At 56.3% G+C, this 17,438-nt stretch carries 15 protein-coding genes; 11 read left to right on the top strand and 4 right to left on the bottom strand.

Annotation, left to right across the window (positions count from 1 at the left end; genetic code table 11):
* The first annotated feature begins 63 nt into the window (after nt 1-63).
* Entirely contained in the window at nt 64-1,584 is a 1,521-nt protein-coding gene (metG, locus tag Q0915_RS12545; protein ID WP_299471864.1) for a methionine--tRNA ligase, read from the top strand.
* Nucleotides 1,585-1,671: 87 nt separating this feature from the next.
* Here metG and Q0915_RS12550 read toward each other — a convergent pair whose 3' ends face one another.
* Both Q0915_RS12550 and Q0915_RS12555 read right to left on the bottom strand, forming a co-directional pair.
* Nucleotides 1,672-1,959, bottom strand: coding sequence for a YciI family protein (locus Q0915_RS12550; protein WP_299471865.1), 288 nt, complete (start codon nt 1,957-1,959; stop codon nt 1,672-1,674).
* Nucleotides 1,960-1,992: 33 nt separating this feature from the next.
* On the bottom strand, nt 1,993-2,595 hold the full coding sequence (locus Q0915_RS12555) for a TetR/AcrR family transcriptional regulator (RefSeq protein ID WP_299471866.1): 603 nt from the start codon (nt 2,593-2,595) through the stop codon (nt 1,993-1,995).
* A gap of 358 nt (nt 2,596-2,953) precedes the next feature.
* Here Q0915_RS12555 and Q0915_RS12560 point away from each other — a divergent pair, with 358 nt between their 5' ends.
* Genes Q0915_RS12560 through egtD form a run of 3 tightly spaced genes read left to right on the top strand, consistent with a single transcriptional unit; the run spans nt 2,954 to nt 5,354 of the window.
* Nucleotides 2,954-3,148: a hypothetical protein gene (locus Q0915_RS12560; RefSeq protein WP_299471867.1), complete on the top strand. Its 195-nt coding sequence runs from the start codon at nt 2,954-2,956 to the stop codon at nt 3,146-3,148.
* Nucleotides 3,145-4,410: an ergothioneine biosynthesis protein EgtB gene (egtB, locus tag Q0915_RS12565; RefSeq protein ID WP_299471868.1), complete on the top strand. Its 1,266-nt coding sequence runs from the start codon at nt 3,145-3,147 to the stop codon at nt 4,408-4,410. The genes Q0915_RS12560 and egtB overlap by 4 nt, the downstream gene beginning before the upstream one ends.
* Nucleotides 4,407-5,354 (top strand): L-histidine N(alpha)-methyltransferase, encoded by a 948-nt coding sequence (egtD, locus tag Q0915_RS12570; protein ID WP_299471869.1) that lies wholly within the window; start codon nt 4,407-4,409, stop codon nt 5,352-5,354. The genes egtB and egtD overlap by 4 nt, the downstream gene beginning before the upstream one ends.
* Before the next feature lie 65 nt (nt 5,355-5,419).
* Here egtD and Q0915_RS12575 read toward each other — a convergent pair whose 3' ends face one another.
* Nucleotides 5,420-6,046: a LysE family translocator gene (locus Q0915_RS12575; protein WP_299471870.1), complete on the bottom strand. Its 627-nt coding sequence runs from the start codon at nt 6,044-6,046 to the stop codon at nt 5,420-5,422.
* Between the two features lie 366 nt (nt 6,047-6,412).
* Between Q0915_RS12575 and Q0915_RS12580 the strand changes: the two genes are divergently transcribed.
* From Q0915_RS12580 to Q0915_RS12605, 6 genes are all read left to right on the top strand, one after another.
* The gene (locus tag Q0915_RS12580) at nt 6,413-7,282 is read left to right on the top strand and encodes a MurR/RpiR family transcriptional regulator (protein WP_299471871.1); all 870 of its coding nucleotides are present in this window, start codon (nt 6,413-6,415) and stop codon (nt 7,280-7,282) included.
* 59 nt (nt 7,283-7,341) lie between these two features.
* Complete coding sequence (locus Q0915_RS12585) at nt 7,342-8,304, top strand: TAXI family TRAP transporter solute-binding subunit (RefSeq protein WP_299472324.1); 963 nt, start codon at nt 7,342-7,344, stop codon at nt 8,302-8,304.
* Between the two features lie 184 nt (nt 8,305-8,488).
* On the top strand, nt 8,489-11,116 hold the full coding sequence (locus Q0915_RS12590) for a TRAP transporter permease (RefSeq protein WP_299471872.1): 2,628 nt from the start codon (nt 8,489-8,491) through the stop codon (nt 11,114-11,116).
* The gene (locus Q0915_RS12595; protein ID WP_299471873.1) at nt 11,113-11,547 is read left to right on the top strand and encodes a universal stress protein; all 435 of its coding nucleotides are present in this window, start codon (nt 11,113-11,115) and stop codon (nt 11,545-11,547) included. Before Q0915_RS12590 ends, Q0915_RS12595 begins: the two co-directional genes overlap by 4 nt.
* 367 nt (nt 11,548-11,914) lie before the next feature.
* Entirely contained in the window at nt 11,915-14,344 is a 2,430-nt protein-coding gene (locus Q0915_RS12600) for an EAL domain-containing protein (RefSeq protein WP_299471874.1), read from the top strand.
* A 27-nt stretch (nt 14,345-14,371) separates the two neighbouring features.
* A complete protein-coding gene (locus tag Q0915_RS12605; RefSeq protein WP_299471875.1) occupies nt 14,372-15,148 on the top strand; it encodes an ABC transporter substrate-binding protein in 777 nt (258 codons plus the stop codon).
* A gap of 46 nt (nt 15,149-15,194) precedes the next feature.
* On the opposite strand, the gene Q0915_RS12610 is transcribed toward Q0915_RS12605, so the two are convergent.
* A complete protein-coding gene (locus tag Q0915_RS12610; RefSeq protein ID WP_299471876.1) occupies nt 15,195-16,082 on the bottom strand; it encodes a LysR family transcriptional regulator in 888 nt (295 codons plus the stop codon).
* 96 nt (nt 16,083-16,178) lie between these two features.
* Between Q0915_RS12610 and Q0915_RS12615 the strand changes: the two genes are divergently transcribed.
* Nucleotides 16,179-17,438, top strand: coding sequence for a Xaa-Pro peptidase family protein (locus Q0915_RS12615; protein ID WP_299471877.1), 1,260 nt, complete (start codon nt 16,179-16,181; stop codon nt 17,436-17,438).

A 17,438-nucleotide genomic window follows, 5' to 3' on the forward strand; every position in this document is an offset into this window, starting at 1 on the left:
CAGCATGCGGAAAACGTTTGAGTGCGTTTTCCGGCAAGGCCCCGAAACTTCGAAAGCGTTTGGATGAAAAGCTACATCACGACCCCGATCTATTACGTCAACGGTTCTCCGCATATCGGTCACGCTTTCACGTCCATCATGGCCGACATCCTGAAGCGCAACCGGCTTGCGCTCGGATACGAGCTCAAGCTCTCCACCGGCGTTGACGAACATGGCCAGAAAAACCAGGAAGCCGCGCAGGAACTCGACATGCCGGTCGAGGAATATCTCGACATGCGCTGTGCGGAGTTCCGGGATGTGTTCGAGAAGCTAGGCGTTGAATTCGATTATTTCGTGCGTACCAGCCGCGAAGGCCACAAAAAGGCTGTCGCCGAGATGGAACAGCGGATCTTCGACAAGGGCCTGATCGTCAAAAAGCAATACACCGGGACCTACTGCAAGGGCTGCGAGGAGTTCAAGAAAGAGAGCGACCTCACCGAGGACGGACAATGCCCGCTGCACCCGACGATGAAGGTCGAGCAGACGGACGAGACCAACTACTTCCTGAAGATGGAGCCGTTCCGCGAAAAGCTCTTGAAGCATATCGACGACAATCCGGAATTCGTGCAGCCCGAGCCGTTCAAGAACGAGCTCAAGAAAATGCTTGCCGAACCGCTCGACGATCTGTGCATCTCAAGGCCGAAATCACGCGTGACCCTCGGCGTGGAACTGCCGTTCGACACTGACTTCGTCACCTATGTCTGGTTCGATGCACTCGCCAACTACCTGACCAACATCAACTGGCCGGATGATGGCTACCAGGACTGGTGGGCCGTTTGCGAACACATGATCGGCAAGGACATCCTGAAGCCGCACGGTGTCTATTGGCCGCTGATGCTGATGGCCGCCGATCTGCCATTGCCGAAAAAGCTCTCCGTGCACAGCCACTGGGTCGGTGCCGGCGGGGTCAAGATGTCGAAATCCATCGGCAACGTGGTCGATCCGATCGAGGTGATGGACAAGCTCGGCGTTGATGCGCTGCGCTGGTATCTTGCCCGACATATGCGCGCGGACAGCGACAGCCAGATCTCGGTTGAGCTGATCGCACAGACCTACGAGAGCGAGTTGAACAACAAGCTCGGCAACCTGCTTTCACGCGCTGCCAAGTTCGCCAAGTCCAAGTTCGACGGCAAGCTGCCGGTCGAGGGTACGCTCGCGCCGGAAGACGAGGCCTTGCGTCAGTCGGTGCTGGAGGCGACAGCGGGCATGGGGGAATGGATCGATCTGGCCGACATTCCGGCGCGGATGCAGTCCATCATCGATGCCGCGGCTGAGATGAACAACTACTTCGACAAGCAGGCCCCCTGGACGCTCTTCAAGTCCGAAGACACCCAGGACCGCGCCCGCACCGTTGTTTATGTCGGTCTCGACTGCCTGCGCATCGTCATGGAGGCGCTGCAACAGGTGATCCCGGTGTCCGCCGGCAAGGCACTCGCTATGCTGAACGTCACCGATGTCGCGCGTCCGTGGAAGCCGGAGCTGGACAGATTGCCCGGCGGCACCGAACTCGGCGACATCCAGCCGCTGTTCCCGCGGGTTCAGTAAACAACAAAACCTACGAATACAAAAAGCGCCCTTTTCGGGCGCTTTTTTCGTTCTGACATGGTTCAAAGCCTCGATGCTTTCAGAGGACTACGCCGCCAGAAACTGCAGGCGCTCGTCCAGGCGTGCGGGGGTGATTTCGAGGATTTCTGCCTTCACGACCTGTTCGGCCACGAAAGGATCCTCCGCGACGAAGGCTTCCAGGTCTTCGCGTGTCGTATTGTGGGCGATGATACCGCCGCCCGCGTTTGGCTGAAGGCTGCCGACCATCAGAAAGAGGCCTTGATCAAAGCCTTTTTTGATCCAGTCCTTGTGCCCTTCCATGAGCTCACCCGCCCTCGCCTTGTTGTCTGCAAAAGTCAGCGTAACGACAAACATCTCTTTCTCCTTGATACCGATCTGCAAAGTGTTTCAGCGACCTGTCGCACTTTTCGGCGCATGGCCAGTCTGATTCTTGACCGCCTCGGCCCAGTCGAGGATCTGTTCCACCTCGCGGCGTACGAAGGCCTCGTCCTTGAAGGCTTGCGCCAGCGTGGCAACGCCCTGGCTCCAGCTGAGCACATGAAGGGCGTGCGCAGACGCTTCGCCGCCGCAGCCAAGTTCAAGAAACTGCCTTGTCAGCCAGTCCCGGAACAGGGCCAGGATCTCGTTGGCCTTTGCTCCCGATCCATGATCGATCTTGGCGAGTTCGGCCGTCAGCGTGCCGACCGGACAGCCATAGGCCATGATTTTGGTCTGGTTCACCACGACGATCTTGATGAAGCATTCGATGCGTTTCAGCGGATCGTCAGATGTCTCGCCCCAGTTTGCGAGAAGCCGTTCCCGGTCCACCAACCGTTTTTCGATAACGGCGTCCAGGATCTCATCCTTGGATTTGAAGTGGTAGTAGAAATTGCCGCGCGAAATGCCGACCGCTCCGGCGATATCGGCAAAGGATGTCTCGCCAAATCCCTTTGCATAGATCAGCTCATCCGCCCTTTCGACGATTTTTTGCCGTGTGGCTTCGGCTTTCATTGGCGCTCCTGCAACATCACAAAACCAAGTGGTCAACTGTCGGCTTGTGAATTTAGGCCAGTTGACCTAGAAGAGGATTAGGACATTTGACCTAATATGTCAACGTACCTCTTGTGTGTCTGGGATTGAACCTCGCCTCGTGGATCGCAGAAGGGTGCCGGGAGAAAACTCAGGCGCGAAATTTGCGCGCCTCACACGTTTGTGAAGTGAAGACCTAAGCAATCCTGACAGGCAGCTGTCAGGAACACTTTTCTAAATTCAGGCTCAGATGAGGCGCGTAAGTCCCTCATCGAAAAGCAAGAAAACCCGCCGAATATCAAGGATTTGCTGAATTAATGCTAATCAGGAGCGAATTTCGATGATTTCTGAAATCATGGTGATTTTCATAAACACCAAGCGCATTGCCACTTTATTTGCGCATTTTTGCACCGGTGTGGTGCGTTTCCCAACGTTGGAATGCCAACTTTGCTTCCTACGTTCAGGTCGCTTGGTGGCAGTCACAGGGCCGGTGGAAGGCAATCTTGCCGATGCCCTCGTGGAGGGAAATACATGACTTACCTGGATGAACGGAGCGACCCATCCTCCGCTTCTGATGTATTGGATTTTTTCTACGCAACAAGGACACAGACGGAAAAACTTACCGCCCCGCTCAGCGACGAAGATATGGGGCTTCAATCGATGGAAGACGCCAGCCCGCCCAAATGGCATCTGGCGCACACGACGTGGTTTTTTGAAGAATTTATCCTGAAACCACATCTGCCCGGCTACCATCCGAAAGACGACAGGTTCGCCGTTCTCTTCAATTCCTATTATGTGCAGGCCGGTCCTCGGCACACGCGATCGAAACGCGGTCTTTTGTCCAGACCCAGCGTGACCGAAGTCACTTCCTATCGCGCCCATGTCGAGGACGCCCTGCGCGAAGCGATGATCTACGACAGGTTCGCGCTGGAACAGGATCAGCTGAATGCACTGATTACTTTGGGGTGTCATCACGAGATGCAGCATCAGGAGCTGCTCGTGACCGACCTCCTGCATGCCCTTTCATACAACCCGCTCCTGCCGAATTACATTACGCCCCAGCCTGCCGCCGTTGAGACCCCATCGGAGACCAGCTGGACCTCCTATGACGGCGGCCTTCTTGAGATCGGACATGAGGGGACCGATTTTGCCTATGATTGCGAAGGTCCCAGACACAGGGTCTGGCTTGATCCCTACAAGCTTGCAAATCGACCGGTGACCAACGGGGACTGGATCGCCTTCATGAAAGACGGCGGCTACGACACCCAGACACTCTGGCTGATGGAAGGCTGGGCGGTGCGTGAGCAAAACGGCTGGGATTCACCACTTTACTGGTGGAAACAGGATGACCAGTGGTGGACTTATACCTTGCAGGGCCCGCGTCCTGTCGACCTGACCGCTCCTGTTGTTCATGTCAGCTACTACGAGGCGGACGCCTTTGCCCGTTGGAGCGGGCACCGGTTGCCGACGGAAGCCGAGTGGGAATCGGCGGCGGCGCATACTGAGATCGACGGAAACTTCCTCGAAAGCGGCAGCTATATGCCGGTTGGCCGGCGCGATGGCCTTTGGGGAGATGTCTGGCAATGGACCAGCAGCGCCTTTTCGCCCTATCCGGGATTCCGGCCGCCCGAGGGTGCGATCGGTGAATACAACGGCAAGTTCATGGTGAACCAGATGGTGCTGCGCGGTGGCTCCTGCGCAACCCCGAAGCTTCAGATGCGTTCTTCTTATCGAACCTTCTTCTACCCACATCAGCGCTGGCAAATGCTGGGGCTCAGACTGGCGGCAGACCAATGACCAAACATGTTCCCCCTGTAGATCAGGTGACTGAATTCAGGTCCGATATCCTGGCGGGTCTTCAAGCGCCTCGGAAAACCATCAGCAGCAAGTGGCTCTATGACGATGTCGGTTCGCATCTGTTTGAAGCCATTACGGAGCTGGATTCCTATTATCCAACACGTACCGAACTTGGCCTTCTGGAAAAGGAAGCACGCAATTTCGGGCGCCTTCCAGGGGCACGCGGCGCCATGGTGGAACTCGGCAGCGGATCAAGCCGCAAGACGAATCTGCTGCTCGATGCTTTTCCGGATCTGTCGGTCTATATGCCTGTCGACATCTCGGCCAATCATCTGAAAGACGCTGCCGAACGTGTTCGGCGCGCCTACCCTTCCCTCGCCGTGATACCCGTTGCGGCCGATTTCACCCAACCTCTTGGCAAGCTTCCCTTGCTGCCCGAGTTGCCGGTTCTGGTCTTCTTTCCCGGTTCCACGATCGGAAATTTCGAAAAGGCGGACGCAATCGTTTTGTTGCGTTCCGTACAAGAGGCAATGCCGGGTGCCACGATGATCGTCGGTGTCGATCGCCCGAAAGAAGAACACATTCTTCTTGAGGCCTACGATGACCCTGCCGGCGTGACCGCTGCCTTCAATCTCAATTTGTTGCAACGGATCAACCGCGATCTTGCAGGCACCTTCGATTTGGAACGTTTTGCCCATAGAGCCGTGTGGAACGCCCCGGAAAGCCGCATTGAAATGCATCTTGAAAGCCTTGCGGACCAATCCGTGCAGATCGGTGAAGCCGTGGTTTCCTTTCAGGAAGGCGAAACCATCCATACGGAGAACTCGCACAAATATGACGAGACCGCGTTTTCCGAGATAGCCAACAGGAGCGGCTGGCGGATCCTCGATGAACACCGTGATGCGAAGTCCTGGTTTTCTGTCTACGTCCTTCAGGCGGTCTGAGCCGCGCTAGCCAAGATTGCCCGGAATCGGCTGTCGTTCCGCTTCCGGGCAGATCCAATGCGTGATCAGCGCTCTGCGATGGCAAGGCGGGCGGCCAGCACGACAAAGACGGTGCCCGCCAGGCGATTGAGCCAGACCTGAGCCTTTGCCGAGCGCCGGAGATAGCTTCCAAGCAAACCGCCTCCCAAAGCCACGCCTCCAAAAACGAGAAGTGTTGCAACGATGAACAGAGCGCCCAGCACGAGGATCTGGAGCGGGACGGATCCTCGTGCCGGATCCGCGAATTGCGGCAGGAAAGCCAAAAAGAATATCGCGACCTTCGGATTGGTGACGTTCATCACGATGCCGCGCCGGTAAAGCGCCAGTCCCGTCAGGGCCGGTCCGTCGCCTTTCGGCAAATCCGCACTGCCTGCCCTGAATGCCTGAAAAGCCAGATATAGGAGGTAACCGGCACCCACGATCTTCAGGACCGTGAACGCCAAGGCTGACGTTTCGAAGATCGCGGCAACACCGAACGCAACCGCAATCGTATGGACGACAAGCCCCGTGCAAAGGCCAAGTGAGACAAGCAGGCCGGCAAACCGGCCATGAAGCGCCGACTGTGTCAGAACAAAGATGTTGTCCGGCCCCGGCGAGAGGCCAAGCGCGACAGCGGCAACAAAGAATACACTCAGCACTTCAAGCGGTATCACGGTACGCCTCCCCAAAGTCTTGGGGAGGTTTGACGATTGCGCTGAAAAAGATCAAGCCCACGACGGCGTTCAAAGGATCGACTCCAATGGATGCACACGAAGGACGCAATGCTGCTCATCAGGATATCCGGTCATGCCGGGGAGAAGCCGGGTTCGTTTTGGGAAACAGACAATGGCAGCACAATCCTGGCAACATGAAACCACAAATTCACCCGGTGACAACGTCTCAAACAACAAGGCCCAGGGCTCGTTTGAGAGGAGACTGTTTGAACTTCCGCGAGCGGCTGCGGCGGCCTTGAAAGCTGCGTCACCGAAACATTTGTTTCAGGGTTTGACAAGAGAAAAAACAAATGAAACAGTAAACAAATGGAAGCAAGTCCACAGCCAAAAATCCGCACGGCGATTTCAGGCAGCTATGCAGAGCTGAGTGAAACGCTGCGTGTTGCTGCGGACTATATAGCTGAAAATCAAGTGGAAATCGCAACAAGAAGTCTAAGATCCGTGGCGAGCGCGAGCGGCGTATCGCCTGCAAGCTACACAAGGCTTGCCAGAGCGCTCGGCTATTCAGATTACGAGGCGCTTCGGGAACAGGCGCGATATGAGCTCAGCGAACGCGAGCAGGACAGTTTTCAGGACAAAGCCCGCCGCCTTCGCAGTGACGCGGATCAACCGTTGCTCCCGCGCCAGGTTGCGGCTTGCATCGACAACATCCAGGGCCTCGTCGCAGACATCGATCCGGCGACGCTTGAAACCGTGGTTGACCGGCTTGCCGCCTCTCGCAAGATCGTGCTCATAGGCGCGCTGGCTTCAGCTGGCTTCACGGATTACTTCGCCTACCTTGCCAAGTGGTTTGATGACCGCTGGCTGGTCGCCGGGCGGAACGGTACCACTCTTGGAAGTACGCTTGCCGCTCTTGGGGCGGATGACACCGTGCTGATCATCTCAAAGCATCCATATGCGCACCGGTCCGTCAGAGCGGCCAAACTTGCATCCGGTTGTGGTGCCAAGGTGGTCGTTCTGACCGATAGCCGGGCCTTTCCCGGTCTGCAATATGCCGACTTTCACTTTATACAACGCACTGAAAGTCCACACTTTTTTTCGTCTTACGCAGCCACGCTTGTGCTCATAGAAACCATAACAGGCATGCTGGTTGCGCGAGCCGGGTCCGAAGCAGACGCAAGGATCCAGGAGGTCGACAAGTATAATCGCTTGCTCGATGAGTTTGAAAATGTCTAGGGTGTTGAACCACGCTTGACTTGAGAATTTTAACAAGAGGGAAGCCTAGTCAAATGATGATGAAATTGAATCTTGCAGGTGCCGTCCTGGCATCCAGCATTGCACTTACCGGTGCAGCATCGGCTGAAGAATTCATCACGATTGGTACCGGTGGTGTCACAGGCGTCTACTACCCGACAGGCGGCGCGATCTGCCGTCTGGTCAACAAGGGCCGGAAAGACCATGGCATCCGCTGCTCCGTCGAATCCACCGGTGGCTCGGTCTACAACATCAACACCGTGCGCGAAGGCGAACTGGAATTCGGTGTTGCACAGTCCGACTGGCAGTATCACGCCTATAACGGCACTTCGAAATTCGAAGACAAGGGTGCGTTCGAAAACCTTCGCGCAGTCTTCTCTGTGCATCCGGAGCCGTTCACCGTCGTGGCACGCGCTGATTCCGGCATCGCGAACTTCGAGGATCTCAAAGGCAAAAGGGTCAATATCGGCAACCCAGGCTCCGGTCAGCGCGGAACGATGGAAGTCCTGATGGACGCCATGGGCTGGACCACCGGCGATTTCGCACAGGCCACCGAGCTCAAGGCAGCCGAACAGTCTGCAGCTCTTTGCGACAACCAGATCGACGCCATGGTCTACACCGTTGGCCATCCGTCCGGTTCGATCCAGGAAGCGACCACCGCTTGCGATTCCGTTCTGGTGAATGTCGGTGGTGACGCCGTCTCCAAGCTCGTCGGCGACAACAGCTACTACCGCACGGCGACCATTCCGGGCGGCATGTACAGAGGCAACGATGGCGACACCAACACGTTCGGTGTGGGAGCGACCTTCATTACATCTGCAGACGTTGCTGACGACACGGTCTACACGCTGGTCAAGTCGGTCTTCGAGAACTTCGACGCGTTCAAGAAGCTGCATCCTGCATTTGCCAACCTGAAGCCGGAAGAAATGGTTGCTGACGGCCTGTCCGCACCGCTGCATCCGGGCGCAGCCAAGTATTACAAAGAACAAGGCTGGATCAACTAAGCCACGATTTTTCAGGGTCCGGAGACATTTCTCCGGACCCATCCTTTTGCGCCGGAAGAAGCCGTTTCAAAGGCTCAGGTGCACTCCAATTGCACGACATGTGATTTCAAGGGCCCCGAGGCCCTGAAGACCCGAAACCAGTGGGCAGCGGCTCGAGACAAGAGCCGAAAGATGGGGAACTTTCATGGCGGACCAAAACCAAGCGAACAATCAGGACACGAAACGAGGTCTTTCCGAAGAAGAACTACAGGAACTGGTCGCCGCTTCTGATTCCGGATCCCGCAATCCGGCCGGCAGTGTGGGCTTGATGCTCGCGGCAGTCGCCTTTGCCTGGTCGGTCTTTCAGGTTCTGCTGGCCTCCCCCGTCGCCTATTACATCCTCCCGGGAGACCTGATCAACAACAGCCGCCAGTTTCACCTAGCGTTCGCAATGTTCCTGGCGTTCATGGCTTATCCGGCACTGCGAAGCAGTCCTCGCCACTACATTCCGATCCAGGACTGGATCCTCGCCCTCTTCGGTGCGTTCATCGCCCTATATGGCTTCTTCTTTTACGACAAGATCGTCAACAACGGTGGTCTTGCCGATGACATGGACAAATGGTTTGCGCTAGCTGGCATCATTGTGCTTTTCGAGGCCGCGCGGCGAGCGCTTGGCCCGGCCATGGCCGCTGTCGCCACCGTTTTTCTTCTTTACGTATTCTTCGGCTCTTCGGAATGGGTTCCCGAGGTCATCCGCTGGAAGGGCGCTTCGCTGAAGAAAGCAATGAGCCACATGTGGATCACCTCTGAAGGTGTCTTCGGCATTGCGCTCGGTGTTTCAACCAAGTTCGTGTTTCTCTTCGTTCTCTTCGGTGCACTGCTCGACAAGGCGGGTGCGGGAAACTACTTCATCCAGATGGCGTTCGGTGCGCTCGGTCACCTGAAGGGCGGCCCTGCGAAAGCCGCCGTCGTCGGTTCTGCCGCGACCGGCCTGATTTCCGGCTCCTCGATCGCCAACGTTGTCACCACCGGTACGTTCACCATTCCCTTGATGAAACGCGTCGGCTTTTCATCCGAACAAGCCGGGTCGGTTGAAGTCGCGTCATCCGTCAACGGACAAATCATGCCGCCCGTCATGGGCGCCGCGGCCTTTCTGATGGTCGAATATGTTGGCATTTCCTATGTCGACGTGATTACGCACGCCTTCCTGCCGGCCGTGATTTCGTACATCGCGCTGGTCTATATCGTGCACCTTGAAGCTGTGAAGCGGAACATGCCCACTATCGGGCACAAAACCGTTTCAACGCTGCGCACCGTGCTTGGCATGTTCTTCTTCTTTGCCGGTTTCGCCGCGCTTTGTTACGGCGTGAAGTTCCCGGTCGGCTGGATCGTTGCAGCCGTTCCTGAAGGCGCGAGCTGGATCCTGGCCGTCCTCGTCTTCGTCGCTTACCTGGCTCTCTTGAAGCTTGCGGCAACCGTCGACGACCTGCATCCCGACGATCCGAATGAAACTGAAATCACTCTTCCTGAGATTTCGGAAATCTACAAAGCGGGCCTCTACTATCTGCTGCCGATTGTCGTGCTCGTCTATTTCCTCATGATCGAACAGAAGTCTCCGGGTCTTTCCGCTTTCTGGGCGACCGCGCTTCTTTTCGTCATTCTTCTGACCCAACGGCCGATCAAAGCGATCTTCCGCGGCGAAAGCGAAACCTTCAATGAGCTGAAGGAAGGCGTCAACGACCTTGTCCACGGCATGATCGACGGCGCGCGCAACATGATCGGTATTGGCCTGGCGACCGCAACCGCCGGCATCATCGTCGGCACCGTCACGCTGACAGGTATCGGGCAGGTGATGGCCGACCTGGTTGAATTCGTGTCGGGCGGCAACCTTGTCCTGATGCTGATGTTCGTCGGCCTGCTGTCGCTAGTGCTTGGCATGGGGCTGCCGACAACGGCGAACTACATCGTGGTGTCATCGCTGATGGCAGGTGTCGTGGTTGAGTTGGGCGCCCAGTCCGGCCTGATCGTGCCCCTCATCGCGGTTCACCTATTTGTCTTCTATTTCGGGATAATGGCGGATGTCACACCACCGGTCGGATTGGCGTCCTTTGCCGCCGCGGCCGTGTCCGGCGGCGATGCGATACGAACCGGGTTCACGGCCTTCTTCTATTCGCTGCGAACGATCGCCCTCCCCTTCATGTTCATCTTCAACACGGACCTGCTTCTCATCGATGTCGGCTGGCTTCAGGGGACGCTTGTCTTCTTCGTGGCGACGATAGCGATCCTCGTCTTTACCGCGGGCACGATGGGCTATTTCGTCACGAAAAGCCGGATCTATGAAAGCGTCGCGCTGGTGCTGATTGCATTCATCCTGTTCCGGCCAGATTTCTTCATGAACCGGATCCAGCCTCCGTTCGAGCAGATTGAGCCGTCACAGTTCGTACAGGCCGTCGGAAACGCGCCTGCGGGTCAGGAGATCCGGGTCACGGTAAGCGGGCCCGATTTCGACACAGGAAACACCACCGAAAAGACAATCGTGGTGAAACCCGGTTCAGAAACCGGCGGTGAAGCCAGGCTCGAGGCTCTCGGCCTAACTGTATTCGATGAGGATGGCGTTCTGAAAATCGACGAACCGTTCCCCGGTACTGCATATTTCGAGGAACTCGGAGATTTCGATTTTTATGCCGACAACCCTGTTGTTGCAAAGACAGCTCAAATCGAGGTCGAGCAACTTCCCAAGGAGCTTATCTATATCCCCGGCCTTCTGCTTCTTGTGGTGGTCTATCTGATCCAGCGCGCACGCGCTGGTCGCGAGAAAGGAGTGACGGCATGACGGTCAAATCTGTGTTGTGTGCGGTCGACGTTTCCCACGAGGACGATATCCGGGTTCTCGAGACCGGCGACAAGATCGCGCGCCTCGACGGCGCGCAGCTCGATGTCATAACCGTGGTTCCAAACTATGGCGTGACGCTTGTGAACTCGTATTTCGACGAGAATTTTCAGGGCGAAATGGTGTCGAAAACCAAGGAAGCCTTGACAGATCTTGTCAGCAAAGTGCTCGGTGAAGAGCGCAACAAGGACGTCCGCCACGTCGTCGCGGCGGGCTCGATCTACGAGGAAATTCTGCAGGCCGCCAAACAGGCCGGATCTGACCTGATCGTCATAGGTGCGCACAAGCCCGATCTCAAAGAGTTTCTGCTCGGCCCAAACGCTGCCCGTGTCGCGAGACACTCGGAATGTTCTGTATACATCGTCCGCGACTGACACCGGTCATCAGACGACGGGGCTCAAATGGCAGAAAAACTTTCCTGAACCGGCGGACTCCCGTGTATCACGGCAGTCCGTCGGCAAACGCCCCGGTGCATCCAGATGACCGCGCTCAAGTAACTGACAATAAAGGGAATACCCGGTCGCTGCGATGTAAGCAGAACATGCCCGCATGACAGCATTCGATGCACTTCCCAGCAATTCTTAAAATGTAAATTGAATTGAATTTAGCGAATCAGGCTATGTTTTTTTCAGCTGATCGCTGAATAACCATAACATTTGCAGCGACAAAACAGACAATACGCAACACTTCTCAACCACAAGAGAAGCAATTTGTTTACCGCAACCGGGGTATTCTTACTCCATGCTGAGACTGATTAGGACATCAACGCAGCGGAAGTTTCTCGCAATCATGTTTGCGGCCCTGATCGCCGTGAACGGACCCTTGCTCATCACCTTTTTCATTGTCACGAAAGACACGCTGGAGGGTGAGATGCTCGCCAAGAAGCGTGTTTTTCTGGATGCAAACAGCAAGGCCCTCAGCAAGGTGCTCTGGGATTTCGACTACGAAAACCTGAGAAAGTGGGCCGGCGCGATCGCAAACGACCGCGACATCTTCAGCATCGAAATCCTGGATGACAATGGCATTAGCCTCACGCGCGTTACCAATAGCGAGAGTGAACATACGGTCCCAGGAAACGATGAAGCGTTTTTTTCCAAGGAAATCACGCATTCGGTCGATGGTGCCGAGCACATAGTCGGCACGCTGCGCATCAGGTTCATGTCCGATCACATCAGCAACGCGGCGATACGGGAGGTCGGCAAATCGGCAATCCTGTTCATCGTGTCAACGATCTCGGTTCTCGTCGCAGCGCTGATCGCCAACCGTTTCATGATCTCCCGGCCTCTGACGCGCCTGAATGCCGCCATTGAAGCCACTCACCGTTCGGGAACGCGAAAGAAGGTCGACTGGACGTCTTCAGATGAACTGGGCCGGGTAACGAACGCGTTCAACGAGATGCAGGAAAGTCTGGACCAGGACGAAGCGCAGCTCATCAAGGCAAACAAGCGGCTGGCATTTCTCTATAACAACACGCCGGTCATGCTCTATTCGATCGACAGCAAAGACCGGATCATCAAGGTTTCGGACTATTGGCTTCATGCGACCGGTTACAGCCGCAAACAGGTCATCGGACGGAAGTTCTGCGAGTTCATCCACGAGGAGTTCAAGGATGACTATCTGACGAACCGCGGAATGCTCTCGGTGGGAAAAAACGAGACGCTCGAGGTCACATCCGTGTTTCAAAAGGCGGACGGATCACGCCTCGATGTCTTGATAACCGAAACCAAGGACTTCGACGACAGTTCGGGCGGCCGGCGCTCGCTTTCGGTCATGACGGACATCAGCAAGCTGAAGGCAGCGGAGGCCAAGATCCTGCGGCAGGCTCGTACGGACTTCCTGACAGGCCTTTTGAATCGGGAAGGCTTTGCAGACCGCTTGAACGCAGCAATCGAAAACACCGACGGCGAAGCCGATATTGCAGTGCTGTTTTTCGATCTCGATCGTTTCAAGTGGGTCAACGACAACCTGGGACACTTTGCAGGTGACCGCGTCTTGCAATCCGTGACCCGGGAAGTGGCGCAACTGCTCGACGAAGGCGACAGTTTTGGCCGGTTCGGCGGCGATGAATTCGCAATCATGCTGTCGTGCGAATCCACCAAAAAACGCGCTGTCGAACTCGCAACGAAGATCAACCGGACCCTCAACCGGCCGATCGACCTCGGCGGCCGAACCCTGCAGATCTCCGCCAGCGTCGGTATCTCTTTCTACCCGGAGAACGCAAAAAGTGCCGAAGAGCTGCTGAAGGCATCCGATGTCGCGATGTACCGGCAGAAGAACAGCGGGCGCAACGGGTTTTGCGTTTTCAACGAACAGTTCGGCAAGGAAGCAGCGCAGCAGCTTGAAGTGAAAGAGATCATTTCCGAAGCGCTGAAGAATGACTGGTTCGAGTTGCACTTCCAGCCCATCGTCAATCTGAAGAGCGGAGCACCCGTCGGCTTTGAAGGATTGTTGCGGCTCGTTCATCCCGAAAGGGGTGTCCTTCCCCCGCTTGAGTATATTCGCGCGGCGGAACAAACCGGCGGTATCCTGGAAATCGGGGACCTCGTCCTCGAACTGGGGCTTCAAGCTCTGGAACGCCTGCAATCAGACAGCCGGTGGCGGTCGAACTACGTTGCGCTCAATTTTTCTGCCGCACAGTTTCTTCCCGACTTGCCAGCGAAGCTCGACGGTAAACTCTCGGCACATTCCATTCGCCCTGGTCAACTGGTGCTTGAGATCACGGAAACGACGCTCATGCAAAACAGCATGGGATTGGACGGTCTCATCGAAGATATCCGGCAACTGGGCTGCGCATTTGCCCTTGACGATTTTGGCACCGGCTTCTCGTCCTTGAGCTACATGAACCGTTTCCCGGTCGACATCGTGAAGATCGACAGATCGTTTATCAACGGGCTTGACGCAGGCAACGGCAGCGAACGCTCCCTGAAGAATTCCGCGCTGATTGAGGCGATTGTCGGGCTGGCGCGAAAGCTGAACCTGAGTGTCATCGCTGAAGGTATTGAAAGCCAGCGGCAGCTCGAGTGTCTTATCGATCTGGGCGTTGAGACGGGCCAAGGCTTCCTGTTCGGGAAAGCGGCTCCCCTGGACGTTCTGCTTTCGAGTGAGAGCGGCGCACAAGTCGAGACATCGACGTTGCCGGACGTTGAATACAAAAACACCGGATTTGGTTAGGACAACCAGAAGAACGAGGGTCAACCGATGCGAGACTTGACGAGGAGATCCGTTGTCGCCGGCCTGGCTGCCTTCTCTGCCCTGCCATCGGCGCGTACGTCTTTCGCCCGCTCGGAACTGAATGCGCTCAAGGTCATGACCGAGGAATATCCGCCGTTCAACTATCAGGACGGATCGGGCTTGAACGGGATCAGTGTCGAGATCATGGCTGAAATCTTTCGGCGGACGAACTCCGGGCACGGTCGCGGCGATATTGAACTGCTTCCCTGGGCACGCGGCTATAACCTCACGCTGCAACGCCCCGGACACGCGCTTTTTTCCACAACACGCACACAGGACCGCGAGGAACTGTTCAAGTGGGTCGGGCCATTTGTGCCAACCGTCGTGGGTCTAACGGCAAAGAAGAGCCGTGAGCTGGATATCAAAACCGTGCACGACCTAGCCAATATCCGGATCGGTGTCGTAAAGGACGATGTCGGACAGCTGCTCCTGCGGGCACAAGGCGTTCCGGACGACAGGATCGAAGCGGTCCTGTCGAACGAGCAGAACTTCAGGAAACTGATGGCCGGCAGGGTCGATGCAATTTCCTACGAAACCAAGGTCACGCGCTGGGGATTGCAACAATTCGGCGCCAATCTGGACGACTATGAAACTGTCTACGAACTGGACCGCGGGCAATTGTATCTGGCGCTGCATCACCAAACGTCTGATGACGTTGTCGAGAGTTTGCAAAGTGCCTTCAACTCGCTCGTCAAAGACGGAACGCACAACATGATCCTGAAGAGCTACGGGATCACGTCATAAGGCGGCGTTTCGCGCAGTTTTTCCGTGAACGATCTCTTGAAGCGGTTCAACTTTCCCTCACAAGCGCTTCTTTCAACCTCTGCGCTTCGACGCTAAGCGGTCGGGTTTGGGGCCAGGCAATGAAGTATCCCTTGCCTGTCGTGTGCTTTCTTTCAGTCATGGCAACGAGAGACCCTGACGATATCTCGTCGCGCAGCAGCGGCAAAGCGCCCAGGGCAAGGCCTTCCCCCTTGAGAGCCCTGCCGATCGTCTGGTTGTAACTTGCACATTCCAGAACAGGCCACTGGGCGAACTCCGACCATCCCGTTCTCTGGATCCAGACCGGCCAGTCCGTCCAATTGGGTGCCATTCGTGCGAAATTCAAAAGCGTTGGAGCCTCACCCGGAGAAACCTTTTCCGCCAGCTTCACAATGCGCGACGTACCGACCGGAACAATGTCTTCGGGAAACAGCAGCTCGGCATTCCATCCGGGCAGTCGATCCTCACCGTGCAGAACAACAAGGTCATGCTCGGGCCGCAAGAGGTCGCCAAGTTCGTCGGCAGTGACAAGATTGAACGGGCATGCATCATCCGACAACGCAAACTCTCTCAGTTTCGGCTGCAGCCAGAACGTTGCCAGTGCCGTTACGGATGCGATGCGCACGACCGGCCTTGCGGGTACTTTTACGGTTCGCAGCGCCCAATCGAGATAATCGAGCGTCATTCCCGTTTTCTCCGCCAGATACGCGCCCGCCTCCGTTGGAACGAGTTTGCGGCCCGTTCGCTCAAACAGATCAACGCCCAGCCAGCTTTCCAACTGACGGATTCGCTTGCTCACCGCGGCCTGCGTCACGTACAGCTCATCCGCAGCTTCCGTAAAATTCAAATGTCTCATGGCGGCTTCAAAGAAGACGAGCGTATCAAGCGGCGGCAAGGATTTACGGTAGCTTTGCATAACCAGAGGTTATCCAATTGGCAGAGTTTTTCCAGACTTTTCGTGTGCCTTCCGGATGTGGTTATTCCGTATTGTGTGTAAACGGAGCTATTCACCATGGCGGAAATCGACTGGCACGCAGAACGCAGCGATCTGGATGGTCTTGCCCAACTGGACCTTGTCGGGACAAGCGAGGGCATCGACCTTCCCGCCGTTCGTGGCTACAGGCAGTCCCGCGTGCGCCGGAAAATGGCAGAATACGGTGTCGATGCCGTCATTCTTTCCGATCCGGTCAACATTCGCTATGCCACCGGTGCACGCAACATGCAGGTCTTTTCCATGCGGAATACGCCTTCGCGTTATCTGCTCATGACCGCAGACAAAAGCATTCTCTTTGAGTTCACCGGGTGCCGGCATCTTGCAGAAGGTCTGGAAACGATCGACGAAGTCAGAACCGCCTCGACGGCCAGCTACGTCGCTACCGGTCCCCATATCGTGGAACGGGAACGCACGTGGGCGGCGGAAATGGCAGATCTCATCCGCGAGCTTGTTGGCGGCGAAACGGCGGTTGTCGGGCTTGAACGGCTGAATGCCGGCACCAGCATCGCGCTTCAGGAAACCGGCCTCAAGATTGTCGACGCACAGCAACCCGTTGAGATGGCGCGGGCGATCAAGTCGCCTGAAGAAATGAAATGCGTGATCGCCTCCTTGCGTGCAACCGAGATCGGGGTCGGGAAACTGCGCGATGCGATCCGCCCCGGATTGACGGAGGCGGAGTTGTGGTCGGCGCTCCACAAGTCCATCATCGAGCAGAACGGCGACTACGTCGAAACGCGTCTTCTAAACGCCGGCGCACGGACAAATCCCTGGTTTCAGGAAACCTCGTCCAGCGTCATTGCCCCCAACGATCTGATCGCGCTCGACACGGATGTCGTCGGTTGCCACGGATACTACGCGGATTTTTCCCGCACCTTTCATGCCGGTCCTGACAAGCCCAGCCCCACGCAAAAGGATCTCTACAAGGTCGCCTTTGAGCAGGTGCATCATAATATGGATATCCTTTTTCCAGGCATGACCTTCCGGGAATACGCAGACAGGGCGTGGGATATTCCAGAGCGGTACTACACCAACCGCTACTATCTTTCCGCCCACGGCGTCGGCATGACCGGTGAATATCCATATCTTTATCACCACGGTGATTTTCCTGACGCCGGCTATGACGGCGTGCTGGAGCCGGGCATGACGATCTGCGTGGAAAGCTTTATCGGCGAAGACAACGGTCGCGAAGGCGTCAAGCTTGAGCAACAGGTGCTGATCACGCAGACGGGGATCGAGCTCTTGTCCGAGTTTCCCTTTGAAGACGAGTTGTTGTCTTAA

Origin of the sequence: uncultured Roseibium sp., from assembly GCF_947494555.1 — a bacterium.
Taxonomy (GTDB): Bacteria; Pseudomonadota; Alphaproteobacteria; order Rhizobiales; family Stappiaceae; genus Roseibium.

What these genes read in the sequence shown, in the direction of transcription:
- metG (WP_299471864.1), top strand. Translation starts at nt 64, where the DNA reads ATGAAAAGCTACATCACGACCCCGATCTATTACGTCAACGGTTCTCCG.
- Q0915_RS12550 (WP_299471865.1), bottom strand. Translation starts at nt 1,959, where the DNA reads ATGTTTGTCGTTACGCTGACTTTTGCAGACAACAAGGCGAGGGCGGGT.
- Q0915_RS12555 (WP_299471866.1), bottom strand. Translation starts at nt 2,595, where the DNA reads ATGAAAGCCGAAGCCACACGGCAAAAAATCGTCGAAAGGGCGGATGAG.
- Q0915_RS12560 (WP_299471867.1), top strand. Translation starts at nt 2,954, where the DNA reads ATGATTTCTGAAATCATGGTGATTTTCATAAACACCAAGCGCATTGCC.
- egtB (WP_299471868.1), top strand. Translation starts at nt 3,145, where the DNA reads ATGACTTACCTGGATGAACGGAGCGACCCATCCTCCGCTTCTGATGTA.
- egtD (WP_299471869.1), top strand. Translation starts at nt 4,407, where the DNA reads ATGACCAAACATGTTCCCCCTGTAGATCAGGTGACTGAATTCAGGTCC.
- Q0915_RS12580 (WP_299471871.1), top strand. Translation starts at nt 6,413, where the DNA reads ATGGAAGCAAGTCCACAGCCAAAAATCCGCACGGCGATTTCAGGCAGC.
- Q0915_RS12585 (WP_299472324.1), top strand. Translation starts at nt 7,342, where the DNA reads ATGAAATTGAATCTTGCAGGTGCCGTCCTGGCATCCAGCATTGCACTT.
- Q0915_RS12590 (WP_299471872.1), top strand. Translation starts at nt 8,489, where the DNA reads ATGGCGGACCAAAACCAAGCGAACAATCAGGACACGAAACGAGGTCTT.
- Q0915_RS12595 (WP_299471873.1), top strand. Translation starts at nt 11,113, where the DNA reads ATGACGGTCAAATCTGTGTTGTGTGCGGTCGACGTTTCCCACGAGGAC.
- Q0915_RS12600 (WP_299471874.1), top strand. Translation starts at nt 11,915, where the DNA reads ATGCTGAGACTGATTAGGACATCAACGCAGCGGAAGTTTCTCGCAATC.
- Q0915_RS12605 (WP_299471875.1), top strand. Translation starts at nt 14,372, where the DNA reads ATGCGAGACTTGACGAGGAGATCCGTTGTCGCCGGCCTGGCTGCCTTC.
- Q0915_RS12610 (WP_299471876.1), bottom strand. Translation starts at nt 16,082, where the DNA reads ATGCAAAGCTACCGTAAATCCTTGCCGCCGCTTGATACGCTCGTCTTC.
- Q0915_RS12615 (WP_299471877.1), top strand. Translation starts at nt 16,179, where the DNA reads ATGGCGGAAATCGACTGGCACGCAGAACGCAGCGATCTGGATGGTCTT.